At 42.2% G+C, this 14529-nt stretch carries 12 protein-coding genes and 1 pseudogene; 9 read left to right on the forward strand and 4 right to left on the reverse strand.

All coding sequences use genetic code 11. The features are described 5' to 3' along the window. Positions 1-58: 58 nt before the first annotated feature. The 6 genes and pseudogenes from hisG (at position 59) to Q0541_RS02205 (ending at position 8858) form a co-directional block, all read left to right on the forward strand. Positions 59-703: an ATP phosphoribosyltransferase gene (gene hisG / locus Q0541_RS02180; protein WP_298904903.1), complete on the forward strand. Its 645-nt coding sequence runs from the start codon at positions 59-61 to the stop codon at positions 701-703. A 610-nt stretch (positions 704-1313) separates the two neighbouring features. Next, on the forward strand, positions 1314-3875 hold the full coding sequence (locus tag Q0541_RS02185) for a GAF domain-containing protein (RefSeq protein WP_298904906.1): 2562 nt from the start codon (positions 1314-1316) through the stop codon (positions 3873-3875). Further along, positions 3872-4318 (forward strand): response regulator, encoded by a 447-nt coding sequence (locus tag Q0541_RS02190; protein ID WP_298905001.1) that lies wholly within the window; start codon positions 3872-3874, stop codon positions 4316-4318. Before Q0541_RS02185 ends, Q0541_RS02190 begins: the two co-directional genes overlap by 4 nt. A 5-nt stretch (positions 4319-4323) precedes the next feature. Beyond that, positions 4324-6603 (forward strand): response regulator, encoded by a 2280-nt coding sequence (locus Q0541_RS02195; protein ID WP_298904909.1) that lies wholly within the window; start codon positions 4324-4326, stop codon positions 6601-6603. A 146-nt stretch (positions 6604-6749) separates the two neighbouring features. Beyond that, a pseudogene (locus tag Q0541_RS02200) lies at positions 6750-7661 on the forward strand (hypothetical protein). A gap of 609 nt (positions 7662-8270) precedes the next feature. Beyond that, entirely contained in the window at positions 8271-8858 is a 588-nt protein-coding gene (locus tag Q0541_RS02205; RefSeq protein ID WP_298904911.1) for a DUF1003 domain-containing protein, read from the forward strand. 234 nt (positions 8859-9092) lie between these two features. On the opposite strand, the gene ychF is transcribed toward Q0541_RS02205, so the two are convergent. The 3 genes from ychF to yidD all read right to left on the reverse strand — a co-directional run bounded on the left by ychF (position 9093) and on the right by yidD (position 10835). Continuing rightward, entirely contained in the window at positions 9093-10184 is a 1092-nt protein-coding gene (gene ychF / locus Q0541_RS02210; protein ID WP_298904914.1) for a redox-regulated ATPase YchF, read from the reverse strand. Between the two features lie 45 nt (positions 10185-10229). Beyond that, the gene (locus Q0541_RS02215; RefSeq protein WP_298904917.1) at positions 10230-10457 is read right to left on the reverse strand and encodes a hypothetical protein; all 228 of its coding nucleotides are present in this window, start codon (positions 10455-10457) and stop codon (positions 10230-10232) included. A 114-nt stretch (positions 10458-10571) separates the two neighbouring features. Beyond that, positions 10572-10835, reverse strand: a complete 264-nt coding sequence (yidD, locus tag Q0541_RS02220) for a membrane protein insertion efficiency factor YidD (RefSeq protein ID WP_298904919.1) — start codon at positions 10833-10835, stop codon at positions 10572-10574. Positions 10836-10894: 59 nt separating this feature from the next. On the opposite strand from yidD, the gene Q0541_RS02225 reads away from it, so the two are divergent. Next, positions 10895-11599 carry a diacylglycerol/polyprenol kinase family protein gene (locus Q0541_RS02225; RefSeq protein WP_298905002.1) on the forward strand — a complete coding sequence of 235 codons (705 nt, stop codon included), beginning with the start codon at positions 10895-10897 and terminating at the stop codon, positions 11597-11599. Between the two features lie 310 nt (positions 11600-11909). Continuing rightward, entirely contained in the window at positions 11910-12383 is a 474-nt protein-coding gene (locus Q0541_RS02230) for a pentapeptide repeat-containing protein (protein ID WP_298904922.1), read from the forward strand. 152 nt (positions 12384-12535) lie between these two features. On the opposite strand, the gene Q0541_RS02235 is transcribed toward Q0541_RS02230, so the two are convergent. Then, entirely contained in the window at positions 12536-13435 is a 900-nt protein-coding gene (locus tag Q0541_RS02235; protein WP_298904925.1) for an alpha/beta fold hydrolase, read from the reverse strand. 468 nt (positions 13436-13903) lie between these two features. Here Q0541_RS02235 and Q0541_RS02240 point away from each other — a divergent pair, with 468 nt between their 5' ends. Then, on the forward strand, positions 13904-14458 hold the full coding sequence (locus tag Q0541_RS02240; protein WP_298904928.1) for a thioredoxin family protein: 555 nt from the start codon (positions 13904-13906) through the stop codon (positions 14456-14458). Positions 14459-14529 lie beyond the last annotated feature (71 nt).

Here is a 14529-nt window from a genome sequence, read left to right on the forward strand (position 1 = left end):
ATAGAGATATTCTCAATATTATTCAACTGCCAAGACACCAAGGATACCAATAAAAAGAATGCTGACTGTTGCATTGCCAAAAGGGGAACTACTTAAAAATAGCATCCGCCTGCTACAATCTGTGGGATTAGATTTTAGTGCTTTTTTAGATTCAGGAAATCGCCAACTTCAAATTCTTGACACTAAGGGACTTGCGAAAGGTTTGCTGGTGCGAGCGCACGATGTGCCCGTTTATGTGGAATATGGTCAAGCACAACTGGGTATTGTTGGTTACGATGTACTGCGGGAGAAGCAGCCACAAGTTGCTCACTTGGTGGATTTGCAGTTTGGGCATTGTCGGATGTCGGTGGCGGTAAAAGCATCTAGTTCTTACGGATCGCCTTTAGATTTACTACCGCATGGTAGAGTTGCTTCCAAGTATGTGAATTGCGCTCGTGAATATTTCCACAGTCTGGATTTACCTGTGGAAATAGTGCCGTTGTATGGTTCAGTTGAACTAGGCCCGATTACCGGGATGTCAGAAGCGATCGTGGATTTGGTTTCCACAGGGCGGACTTTGAGCGAAAATGGTTTGATTGAAATTGCTACTCTGTATGAAAGCACGGCGCGGTTGATTGCTCATCCTCTGAGTTACCGCCTGAACACGGGTAATTTGAGTGATGTGATTGCCAAGCTGCGGTCAACCGTTTTGGTAGGGGTTTAACAGTTCCAGTCAAAGGGGAATTTTGCACATTTGGGATGCTCCACAGCTTTTATTAGCAAAATCATGATTTCATCACTAAAATCACAATTTTTTCCTTAAAATCATGATTTTTCCCTTAAAATCATGATTTTTTTCTTAAAATCATGATTTTTTTCTTAAACTCACGATTTTTTTCTTAAACTCACGATTTTTCTAACGACATTTGGCATAGTGACAACTGACTAGCCAATAGTCTGCAATAACTGAATCTCTTCATGCACAGTGAATATAGCGCTTCTGTGTTGAGTCCAATACAGACCTAACAAGAACAGCCCCAATTGTTGTAGCGTTGGGGAGTAAGATTCAAAGCCTCTCTGCTTTTAAGAGAGAGGTCAGAGTTTATTGCATACAAAGGAGCGATCGCCTACGACGGGTTACGCCTACGCAATAACTTTGCGGCGTAAATAGGGAATTAGGCATCGCTTTGAATATGAATGTAGTATTTTAAACAGACTTTTCTGAAAAGCCAGAGGCGGGGAAAGGACTAATAATTCTTAAAAAAGGTTAAGCTATTCTTGAGATAGCCACGCTGCTGACTGAATATTATATTTAGATTGTTTAATAAAAGTTAATGAAAGCTGGACACATTGATACAGAAGTGGCAAGGCTAGAAGCGCTTCGCCAGTATCAAATTCTTGACACCGAACCCGAAGAAGCCTACGACAATCTTGCTCAGTTAGCGGCATTTATTTGTGGCACTCCCATATCCTTGGTAAATTTCATTGATGAAAACCGTCAATGGTTTAAGGCAAAAGTCGGTTTAGATGTATCAGAAATGCCCCGGAGTGTTGGGTTCTCTTACCTTTGCCAAGAGCAGCGTAACGTTGTAGTAGTTTTGGATACCTTAGCTGATGAAAAATTGGCCAATAATCCAATAGTAACTGGCTATCCATATGTGCGGTTTTATGCAGGTGTACCCCTAATTACCCCGAAGGGAGATATGCTAGGAACTCTGTGTGTAATTGACCAAGTTCCACGGCAATTGAGCCAAAAACAAGTGGAGGCGCTTGTAGCTCTGAGTCGTCTGGTAATCGACCAACTAGAACTCAGGCGTCATGTAGTTGAAGTATCTCAAATTACCGAGAAACTCTTGGCGCACAAGCAAGCAGCCCACGTCCAATCTGAAGCCGCAAGAACCCGCATCAATAATCTGCTCGAAAGCATTACTGATGGTTTTTTTGCCCTGGATAAAAAGTGGCGATTCACCTACATTAATGGTCAAGCAGAACGGCTTTTGCAAAAAACCCAGTATGAGTTTTTGGGTAAAAACATCTGGGAGGTGTTTCCAGAAATCATCGGCACAACATTTGATCGTGAGTATCACAGGGCAATATTAGAACAGGTGAGTGTGGAATTTGAGGCGTTTTATCCGCCACAGAAGTGCTGGCTTCAAGTCCACGCCTATCCTGCAAAAGATGGCTTGTCTGTTTATTTCCAAGACATTACTGAACGACGCAAAACAGCAGAAGCACTACGAGAGAGTGAAGAACGCTGGCAATTAGCATTAGATGGTAATAATGATGGTATTTGGGACTGGAACCTTAAAACTAATGAAGTGTTCTTCTCAATTCGGTGGAAGGAAATGCTCGGGTATAAAGACCACGAAGTTTCCAACGGTTGGGATGAATGGACAAAACAAATCCATCCCGATGAGCGAGATTCGGTACTTCAAGCTTTCCAAGACCACTTTGCTAAGAAAACACCGTTTTATGTCTATGAATATCGAGTCCAATGCCAAGACAGCAGCTATAAGTGGATTCTAGATCGAGGACAGGCCCATTGGGACGCATCAGGTGATGTGGTACGGATGGTTGGTTCTTATACTGATATCACAGATCGCAAGCAGGTAGAAGAGGAATTAAAGCGGCAGAATCTGCGATCGCAACTATTTGCCGAAATCACCCTGAAAATTCGAGAATCTTTACAAATAGACGAAATTCTTCAAACCACGGTTACCGAGGTACAAAAATTATTAAAAGCTGACCGAGTTTTAATTTTTCGACTGGAGACTAATGGTTCGGGAACAGTGGTGCAAGAAGCGGTGCTGCCTGGTTGGCCCGTAATTCTAGGAGAAAATATTTTCGACCCCTGCTTTAAAGAAGAATACCTAGAAAGATATCGTCAGGGAAGAATCAGTGCCATTGAAGATATTGAAGCTGCTCATATCCAACCCTGTCATCGAGAATTTCTTCAGCGGTTTGCTGTTAGGGCTAACCTTGTAGTGCCGATTCTTGTCAGGGAAGGTATTTGGGGCTTGTTGCTAGCTCATCAGTGTGCCGCACCTCGACAGTGGAATAACTTTGAGACAGAGTTGTTACAGCAACTGGCTAACCAGATTGGGATCGCTTTATCTCAAGCGCAACTATTAGAACAAGAAACCCGCCAAAGTCAAGAACTGGCGCGTTCCAATGCGGATTTAGAACAGTTTGCCTATGTGGCTTCCCATGACTTGCAAGAGCCGTTGCGGATGGTAACGAGTTATTTACAAATACTGGAGCAAAGATACAAAAATAAACTGGATGCGAATGCTGATCAGTTTATCACCTACGCAGTAGATGGGGCGCGCCGGATGCAGACGCTAATCAACGATTTATTAAACTATTCCCGCCTCAGCAGCCGGGGACAGCCTTTTATGCTAGTTGATTGTAATCTTGTCTTAAAGGGGGCGATCGCTAATCTTCAACTGGCGATCGCGGATAGTAAAGCAGTTGTTACTCATGATCCTCTACCTGAAGTGATAGCTGATGCTACCCAACTGACACAAGTATTTCAAAACCTAATCGCCAACGCGATCAAATTTTGCCAGAATCAGCAGCCACGAATTCACATCGGAGTAATCAAGGGAGATACAAATCTAGATGGGGAAAGTTTAAATGTTATCCCGTCGGCAGATGAATGGTTATTCTGGGTGCGCGATAATGCAATTGGTTTGGAATCTCAGTATGCTGAACGAATTTTTATAATTTTTCAGCGCTTGCACGGTAGAGGCAAGTATCCAGGTACTGGGATTGGTTTGGCAATTTGTAAGAAAATTATAGAACGCCACGGCGGACGCATCTGGGTTGAGTCAAAACTGGGTCAAGGCTCGACTTTCTACTTCACAATTCCAGATATAGCTCTTAAGCAATGGTGAGAACCATAACAGCAATTATGTCTATTCAGGTTTTGTTAGTAGAGGACAATCCTGGCGATGCCCAACTGACACGCATCGCCTTGGAAGATAGCAAAATCCCGATCCACTTGAATGTGGTCGAGGATGGTGTGGAGGCAATGGCATTCTTGCGAAAACAGGAAAAGTATGTCAAAGCAGCCCATCCAGATATTGTATTGCTCGATTTCAACCTCCCTAGAAAAGATGGGCGGGAGGTATTAGCAGAAATTAAAGCAGATGAAAACCTCAAACGAATTCCTGTAGTAGTTTTAACGACTTCCCAAGCTCAAGAAGACATCCTCAAAGCTTATAATTTATCTGCAAACTGTTACATAACTAAACCAGTAGATTTCGATCAATTCGTTAAAATTGTCCAATCAATAGAAAATTTTTGGTTTGCGATCGTAAAACTGCCACCGGAGTAATGAAAATGGCAGGTAAAAATATTAAAGTTTTATTAGTAGAAGATAACCCTGGTGATGTCTTTTTATTACAGGAGTTTTTAAAGGAAGTTACCACAGTTGTAGTTGATTTGATTCGCGTTGTGCGGCTTTCGGAAGCACTCAACTACCTAGCAAAGGAAATTTTTGATGTAATTCTGTTAGACCTCTCGCTGCCAGATGGCCAGGGACTGGAAAGCTTTGTGATCACTCACAATCACGCAAAAGCCACTCCGATAATTGTGCTCACGGGTATAGACGATGAAACCCTGGCAATTAGGGCAATGCAGGAAGGAGCGCAGGATTATTTGCTGAAAGGACAAGTAACTGGCGACTTGCTGGTGCGCTCAATGCGTTATGCGATCGAACGTCAACGGGCAGACAACGCACTGCGACAGAGTGAGGAGCGATTTCGGGTTGCCCTGAAAAACTCTCCAATCTTTGTCTACAACCAAGATATGGAGTTACGCTACACCTGGGTTTACAATCCCTCCGATGGATTGACAGTTGAGGAAATGTTGGGCAAACAAGACTTGGATATCATCCCAGTTGAAGATGCTCAACGTCTGATCACAATTAAACGTGGGGTGTTAACCACTGGCATAGGAACGCGAGAGGAAGTATCAATTACAATCAAAGATACAACTCGATATTACGATTTGACAGTTGAGCCATTGCGGAATGAGTCGCAAGAAGTTGTCGGGGTGACTTGCGCCAGTATCGATATTAGCGAACGGCAAGCTGCGCTACGCGATCGCAAATTGGCAGAAGAAAAAATCCGCGAACAAGCAGCATTACTAGATGTCACCACAGATGCCATTTGCGTGCGAGATTTAAACAATCAAATTATCTTCTGGAACAAAGGTGCAGAAACAGTTTTCGGCTGGCAAGCTACAGAGGCTTGCGGCAAAAATGCTAGTGAGCTTTTGTTTGACGAACCTTCACCAGAAATCGAAGCGGCTCTGTTGCAAGTTCTTAGTAAAGGTAAGTGGCAGGGTGAGCTAACTAAACTTACTAAAATGGGCAAGGAAATCCTTGTTGCTAGTCGCTGGAGTCTGGTTTGTGATGAACAAGGGAAACCCAAATCAATTCTCACCGTTGACACAGATATTACCGATAAAAAACTCCTAGAAGCCCAATTGTTTCGCACTCAACGCCTGGAAAGTATTGGCACTCTAGCTAGTGGCATTGCTCACGACCTTAACAATATCCTGACACCGATTCTGGCAGGAGCGCAACTATTACCACTCAAATTTCCCAATATAGATGAACGCACCCGCCATCTACTGGAGATTTTGGAAATCAACGCTAAACGCGGCGCTGATTTAGTCAAACAAGTGCTGTCCTTTGCGCGGGGTGTAGAAGGGAAGCGGATCAGTTTGCAACTCAGGCATTTAATAGTGGAAGTTGCCAAAATTCTCAAAGAGACATTTCCCAAATCCATAGAAATCAGCACTGATGTACCGCAAGATTTGTGGATGGTTTCTGGAGATAGTACTCAACTCCATCAAGTACTGATGAACCTCTGCGTTAACGCCCGCGATGCTATACCCAGTAGCGGTAGTTTGAGTATTTCTGCCGAGAATCTGTTGATTGACGAAAATTATGCCCGCATGAACCTGGAAGCCAAACAGGGCCCATACACAGTGATTACTGTCCTTGATACTGGAGTTGGGATTCCTAAAGAAATCTTAGATAGAATTTTCGAGCCATTCTTTACCACAAAAGATGTCGGACAAGGGACAGGGTTAGGACTTTCCACCGTACTTGGGATCATTAAAAGTCACGGAGGTTTTGTGAACGTGTATAGCGAACCGGGAAATGGCACTAGCTTTAAGGTTTACTTGCCAGCAGTGGAGGGAATGGAAACAATTACTCCAGAAGAATTGCCACCACAGAGAGGACATGGAGAATTGATTTTGGTTGTGGATGATGAAGTTGCTATTCAAGAGATTACCAGAACATCACTGGAAGCTCACAATTACAAAACCCTAATTGCCAGTGATGGCATGGAGGCGATCGCGCTATACGCTCAATATAGGGGCAAAATTAGTGCCGTACTGATGGATATTATGCTGCCCTCGCTGGATGGTTTAACTGCCATCCGTACCCTGCAAAAAATCAACCCCCAAGTCAGAATTATTGCCAGTAGTGGACTTACGTCTGACAATAAGCTCAGTGCAGTAGCTGCTATTGGTGTGAATACGTTTTTGTCAAAGCCCTATACCGTCAATGAATTATTGCTTTCTTTACAGAAAGTACTGTCGTGAGTCAAGTAATTACGTAAGTAAGCTGATAGCTCTGAGTACAAAAGGCTGCTTTTATTGATGTGGGTGCGAATTACCTGGATTTGATATGATTGAGCATCGGCTAACACACCTTCTCTTACCGATACTCACAGCTTGGCTAAATCAATATGCCTCGGTTTCTTAAGTTAATCATCAATATAGTAATCTTGGGTACATTGTTACTCATGTCTGTGCAAGTTTGGGCACAAGATTGGCGTCCGGTTCGCGGTGGTATCCCTTTTGGTATTGGTGGTATAGCTTTGATACAGCAGCAAAGCAATACGCTCGATTTTCTGATTGTCCATGACAACAAACAAAAAAACCAAGGTCGTTTAGCAATCATCAGCATTAAGGGTAAGAACCAACCGGAATATTTCCCATTGAACTGGCCAAGTAACATAGAATTGCCCATCGACTTAGAAGCTTTAACATCTGTTCCAGAGAAAACAAAATCCTCTTTTATCGCTATAAGCAGTTCTGGAAAAGCTTATTACATCAGATTGGAGTCTGCCAACAAAACCATCTCGGTTCTCAAGGAATTCAATCTACCAGGAATTATTCAAGGAAATAATTTTGAAGCATTTGGATTACAAAATATAGACGGCAAATTAGTTGCTATTTGGGGACATCGCGGTGAAGGAAAACAACCAGCAACTATTTTTTGGGGAGTGTTTGACTTAGCTAAATATCAAATTACTCTTGCAGGTTCTGCCAATCTGAAAGTACCTTTTCCATCTGGTAACGTGCGCCATATTTCAGATATTAAGGTAGACCCCGTAGGAATTGTGTACATCACCTCAGCAAGTGATGCCGGAGATGATGGGCCATTCCAGTCGGCTGTGTATGTCGCTGGTTATCTGGGATTACGCGGTGACAAAATTGTATGGCGGCAAAATCCTCAACTTGTTCCCCTCTACCGCTCTAATTACCACAAGATTGAAGGTATATAACTTGTTCCTGGTGCAGAAGGCGGTGTAGTGGTTGGTACAGATGATGAGAATTTGGGTTCCTATGTATACATTGTGGGTGGAAGTAGCTGAAAAGTATGTCCTTTGATGGCACAGCAAGTCAATCGGTTAGCAGGCGCTCAACAGCAGGAGGTTTCGTTTCGACCTACACGCAGATTTTAGCAGGATTAAAATTTAAGAAAGACTTGATTCGTTGAATATTTCGGGAGGGTATGATACGCGAGTCGGTTTTCTACCAACATGCGATCGCGGGTTAAGCATGTTGGCAATGAAAATAAAAACTATTGCGTTGCCGATAAATTTTGGTTATCCCTGATATCACCTGTAATGCGTAAGTAACAGCGATAAGCGTTGTTGTATAAAACAGAAAAAGACAAACTAACTCTTGGCAAAGTTGGTAGTTAGTCTTCCACTTTATAACTGTCTGGTTTGCCCAACTGGATCATGCGAATGATATCTGCACATTGTAGGAATAATTTGACTCAAACGAATTCTGAAGTTAGTTGTCAGCCTTATTGTCATGAGAACGCAATAGCTTTGGCACAGTGATTTCAAAGCTCGAGTCTATAATGCAAGCCTAACTCCTTGCATCTTGAATTGAATCAAGCAAAGTTGCTAGTTCATCTAATTTTTTCAAGATGCTATTAATAGCAGGATAATAAAATTATGCTTTCAGGTAGTATGAACGAAGAAGAAAAACAATACTTAGACTATGAAGATAATAATCCACTACTGTCTAAAGTCATACAACGCAACATTCGCACTCTTATCCGTCTTCGGGCCAAGGCTGCTAATAAGAGAAACTTGCAAGACCGAATTGCCGATGCTATTACCTCTTTTTCAGGACATATAGTTTTTGTTTACGTACATCTTATCTGGTTTGGTGCTTGGATTATTTTGAACACTGGTAAGTTAGGTGTACATCCCTTTGATCCATTTCCCTACGGATTGTTGACAATGGTGGTATCGCTAGAAGCAATTTTTTTGTCAACATTTGTGTTAATTAGTCAAAACCAACTGAGTCAAGAAAGTGAGTATCGCGCCAACTTAAATTTACAAATTGCACTCCTGACTGAGCATGAAGTTACACGAGTATTGCAAATGCTAGATGCGATTCAAGATAAAATGGGCATTGAAAATGATGAAGACAGTGAACTTGCTGACTTAGAAATGGAAACTAAACCGGAAGATGTGTTAGTTGAGATTGAGCGACTTCAGCAGTTAGCACTTAAGAGAAAAAAGCTGAATAAACTCAACCACAGATCATAATTACGATTGCAATAAAGTAGTACGTTTCATCACACAATCGCAATAATTACTCCTTCTAAATGAAGAATATCTTGTGATCATTTTGAGGATTACTGGTTTATTTGCGATCGCCTAGCAACTTTCTTAAGCAGCAATGTACATATATCGAAGATTTTGTCAATGTCTTGAGAGCGATCGCAACTTGGTGTAGGTTGACCATTATCTTATGGATAACGGCCATTGATTTAATTACACCTACACATTAAATCGGAACAGCATTACATCCCCTTCGTGTACAACATACTCTTTCCCTTCACTGCGAACCAACCCTTTCTCCTTCGCAGCATTCATTGAACCAGTAGTTACCAAGTCCTTATAAGCCACTGTTTCAGCGCGAATAAATCCCCGCTCAAAATCACTGTGGATTACACCAGCTGCTTGAGGTGCAGACATTCCAGCATTAATTGTCCAAGCGCGGGTTTCTTTGGGGCCGCAGGTAAAATATGTCCGTAAGCCTAGAAGCATGTAAGTTGCCCGAATCAATGATTTCAAACCGCCTTCTTCCACACCTAAAGACGCAAGGAAATCCGCTTTATCTTCATCTGGTAATTCCACTAATTCTGCTTCAACTTGGGCAGAAACAATGACAACTTGGGCATTTTCTGTCGCTGCAATTTGCCGCACTGTTTCCACAAAATGATTACCAGTTGCCAACTCATCCTCAGATACATTGGCGGCGTAGATAATCGGTTTATAAGTGAGCAGCTCCAGTCCTTTAATAATTTCTGTTTCTTCTTCATTCAAGCTCACCTGACGCACCGATTTACCTTCATTTAAAGCCGCAGCTAATTTTTCTAAAACTGTGATTTCAAATTGTGCATCTTTGCTGGTACGAGCTTGTTTGCGAGTGCGGTCAATTCGCCGCTCAATTTGTGCTAAATCTGATAAGCCCAATTCTATATTAATGATTTCAATATCTCGCGCTGGGTCAACAGAACCAGCAACGTGGATAATATCATCATTTTCAAAACAACGTACCACATGGACGATCGCATCAACTTCCCGGATGTGGGACAGGAATTGATTCCCTAGTCCCTCACCCTGACTTGCACCTTTAACTAAACCGGCAATATCTACAAATTCCACCCGCGCCGGGATAATTTGTGCCGAGCTGGCAATTTTAGCAAGAACATTTAACCGTTCATCCGGTACTGCGACAACGCCGACATTCGGTTCAATCGTGCAAAAAGGGAAGTTAGCTGCTTCTGCTTTGGCATTAGCAACTACAGCATTAAATAAAGTAGATTTTCCGACGTTGGGAAGTCCGACAATTCCGGCTCTTAGCATTTTGGATTTTAGATTTGGGATTTTGGATTACATTACCAAGGTAATTCAAACAGGTTCCGGTATGGTTTGGGGAATGGGAGCAGGTACTGTTTGAGGAATCGGAGCAGGCACTGGTTCTGGTACAGGCCCAGGTAAAGGTTGGGGTATAGCTGGCCCCGGTACAGGTTCGGGACTAGGTAGCGGATTCGGTTCAGGATTGGGACTCGGTAGCGGACTCGGGCCAGGAGTAGGAATTTGTGGTTCGGGTATAGAAATCGCAGTGGGATTAATCATGGTAAGTCTAAATTAAATTATTCAACCTTCTTAAAGTAGATGACAACCTCAGCTGTTGACATCTCCCTAAGTGGCTACACCCAGCGACAATTCCTTTAATTTGGGCATTGGGTATTAGTTATTTCCCCTCTGCTCCTCTGCAACCCTGCCCCTCTCCTTTTCTACCATTTCTGGCACTGGATCGTAACCACCTGGATGAAACGGATGACAGCGCAAAATCCGCCGAGTTGCCATCCACCCACCACGGAACACTCCAAATCGTTCAATGGCTTGAATAGCATACATCGAACAAGTTGGTTGAAAGCGACAAGTCGGGAGAAATAACGGCGAGATAAACATTCGGTAGCCCTGAATCAGCCAAATCAATAATAGTTTCATTGCAGTTACCTAAATCTTATAAATTAGTAACAGGGGTAAAAATTTTCGGCGTTGCATCTTTGTTAATTACATTTTCTGACTTCACCTCAATTCCGGTTTTATGGCTGCAAATTGCGAGCGCTGCAATTTGGGTGCTACTCATCCTCCTGATTGCATGGGTGGTAAACCGCTTTGCCGACAAGCCAGAAATCGTGCGGAAGATAGTTCATATTGGCACAGGTAATGTGATTTTAATCGCTTGGTGGCTCGATATTCCCGCCAGTGTAGGGATTACAGCTTCCATTTTAGCGAGTGCAATCACCTTATTATCCTACCGATTGCCCATTCTTCCTGGTATTAATAGCGTTGGACGCCAAAGTTTAGGGACTTTTTTTTACTCTGTCAGTTTCGGTATTTTAGTTGCCTGGTTCTGGTATTTGCAACAACCTCAATACGCAGCATTAGGAATTTTGATCATGACTTGGGGAGATGGACTAGCAGCCTTAATTGGGCAGCGCTTTGGTAAACACAAGTATAAAGTTTTTGGGACAAAAAAAAGTTGGGAAGGCTCCCTAACTATGATGTTCGTTAGCTATCTCGTCAGTAGTTTGATTTTAGTTGGAACTCAAGGAAACAGTTGGCAAACTTGGGCAGTATCACTGTTAGTAGCAGTTATAGCTACAGCTTTAGAGGCTGTTTCATTTTTGGGTATTGACAATTTAACAGTTCCTTTAGGCAGTGCAGCCCTTGCCTTCTTTTTAAGTCAGTTAGTTTTGAGTTACTAATTGCCTTGAGTACCCTATTCCTAACGCTCTTTTATTACTCTGAAAAAATCAAATATTTGTAGGTTGGGTTGAACATTCGTGTTACCCAACAAAATCAAGGATTCAGGGGTAGGTTGGGTTTCGTTCCTCAACCCAACCTACCCCTGAATCCCAGAAGCATTAACAGAAAATGCACTATAGCAATTTTATTTGAGATCCGAACAGGGTTCATACTGATGCAGTTTAGGAAAATCAAATTCTTGGTGATTGGTAAAGAACTTAAGTTTTGTATAAATGTACTATTAGTTTATATTTCATTTAGCATTGCTATATGAGTCTAAGCAAACCATTGCTTAAGGATGGAGAGATACTCGAACTCTACGCTACTGGGGTTAGAGATTTCACTGGGTATGAATTGTATATCGGTGGTGATATTTACCGTGTTAGTTTGATTCCTGACCTGAGTGGAGTCAAATTCAGTGGGCTGGATCTGTCTGACTCGTACATGGAAAACTTTAACTTGAGCAGGGCTAATTTGAGTAGAACTGTTTTCAATTCGGTTTGTTTGGATGGAGCTAATCTCAGTGGGGCTAACTTGAGTGGAGCTATTTTGGCCAGAGCTAGTCTGTATAGAGTTGATCTGACCGGAGCCGCTCTGAGGAATACCAATCTGCGATCTGCCGAAATCGTCAACAGCAACTTAACTAACACTAACCTGACTGGAGCTAATATCGAGTGTACTTGGCTCGAAGGGAATATTTATCAGAACACTATTTGGACTGATGGTAGTATCCGAAACGATTAAATCACATTCATCTGAACCAGTTAACAAGAATGCAGATTTGTGACCAAAGCTTCAGATTAGCTTGAGAAGCATCTTTTCCCCATTGTATAAAGACTAACCCGCAATACTTTGCTTTTCACCAGCATTGAAAGCGATCGCATCAAAATAGTCTATTACCGCGATCGCTCCAAAATCCAATCGAGTAAAATCTGATTGACTAACTCCGGCGCTTCATCTTGGGGACAATGCCCTACTCCCTCTAAAGGAATAAACTTTTCTACTTGCGGAAAGTTAGCTAATTCTCTACCTAATTTAATTGGTTCCCACGGATCAGCCGTTCCCCACAAGATAATCGCAGGACAAGCTAACAGTGGTAAAAGTTCTTCTGGTAGAGGCCCTGTGGAATAAGAAGTAAAAGCCAGGAACACAGCACCAGCCCCCGGATCACTTGCTGGTGAAGTGAGAATATCTACCAACTCATCTGTCACCATCTCAGCATTCGCATAAGCTTGCAGGAGAATCTTTCGCACTGTTTTCGGTTTGGCGAGTTGATTGAAAAAGAAATCGCCAACTGGTTTGATAGATAGTAAGCGTTGCAGCAAAGGCGCTCCGTAACGACGAGATAAAGGTAAAGTTACCCGTTTGCGATCGTGCAACAGTCGCAAAGAACAGTTGAGCAAAGCAACTCCTAAGGCAATATCTGGGTTGCTTACTGCTGCTTGCATGGCTACAATACAGCCAATAGAATTTCCGATTAAAAAAGCTGGCTCACCGACAACTTCGCGGCAAAAATCTGCCACTTGCTGTCCCCAGGTTTCTAATGTATAGGCAATTTTTTCACCAGGTTGAGGTTTTGCGGAACCGCCAAAACCAATCAAATCAATAGCATAAACACGGCAATTTTGTGCTAGTACGGGAATATTTTTTCGCCAGTGCCACCAAGAAGCACCAAATCCATGCACGAGGACAACAGCTGGCCCAGTGGTTCCTTGGGTTTGATAGCAGATAGGGAAATCTTGCCAAATCCAGGTTTTTGTAGAGGTAAGTGCTGTTTTTGAACTTGAGATTGTCATGGGAAATTTGATGAATACAAGGGTAAAAGCCTTTCAGCAGCAGGGTGTAAGTAAAATTGTTTTGAGTTTGAATAAAATTTCTCAGCTTTTAAAAATAAATCTTTTGCTCTAATGATAGCTTAGACTTATACCACGAAAGCTTCTAGGCTGATAACACCAGCATCAAGCTGATAGTTTTATCCAGCGTAGAGAGTTTTCATCTTGTTGATAAAGGTAATTTACTCACAACTTAGATTATGTCAGGATTAGGAATTATAACTTCTATAATGTGAGTACTATTTTCGCTATTTTTAGATGTGAGCGAATTAGCATCAGTGTTAGATTCAGTAGTTTCACAATTTACGACAGCCAATGCGAGTCTATAAAATTGTCGAATATGAGGCATCGGCTAAAGGGTGGTTTGCAACTGGAAACTGACGCTGAATTTAACAATATTTTTCTTGTTCCTAGTTCTGCGATCCAGAAAACATGAATATATTAGAAACAATTGATACTCCTGTTGGGAGCTACGCACCAGATTTTGAACTGCCAGGTATTGATGGTCAAGTACACCATCTTAGGCGTTATCTTGAGAAGTTCCGAGCAGTGGGCGTCATTTCCATGTGTAACCACTGTGCTTATGTAGAGTGGTATGTAGATAGGTTGAAAAATATTCAAGCCGAATTTGCCCCAGAAGGCTTCACACTAATTGGCATGAATGGTAGTGATGGTAATCACCATACTAGGCCAAGCTTTGAAAATATGAAAGCTTATGCCCAGCATCACGATTTGAACTTTCCCTACCTCTGGGACTCGACGCAAGATGTGACCCGCAGTTTTGGTGCTACAAAAACACCAATGGCCTTTTTAATAGATACTAATGGTATAGTACGCTACAAAGGACAAATTGACGATCATCCTCAAGATGCATCAGCAGTGGGAGAAGATTATTTAAAAACTGCGATCGCTTCTCTGTTTCTTGCTCAAGAAATAGATATACCACAAACAGAAGCAATAGGTACTACATTAATTTGGCGTAACTAGACATAGATAGTCCCTGTAACTGCTATCTTAAATTGGAGGCAATTGCAACTTTTTTGATAAAGCGTAACTTC

Source organism: uncultured Nostoc sp. (assembly GCF_937863485.1).
Lineage (GTDB): Bacteria > Cyanobacteriota > Cyanobacteriia > Cyanobacteriales > Nostocaceae > Nostoc.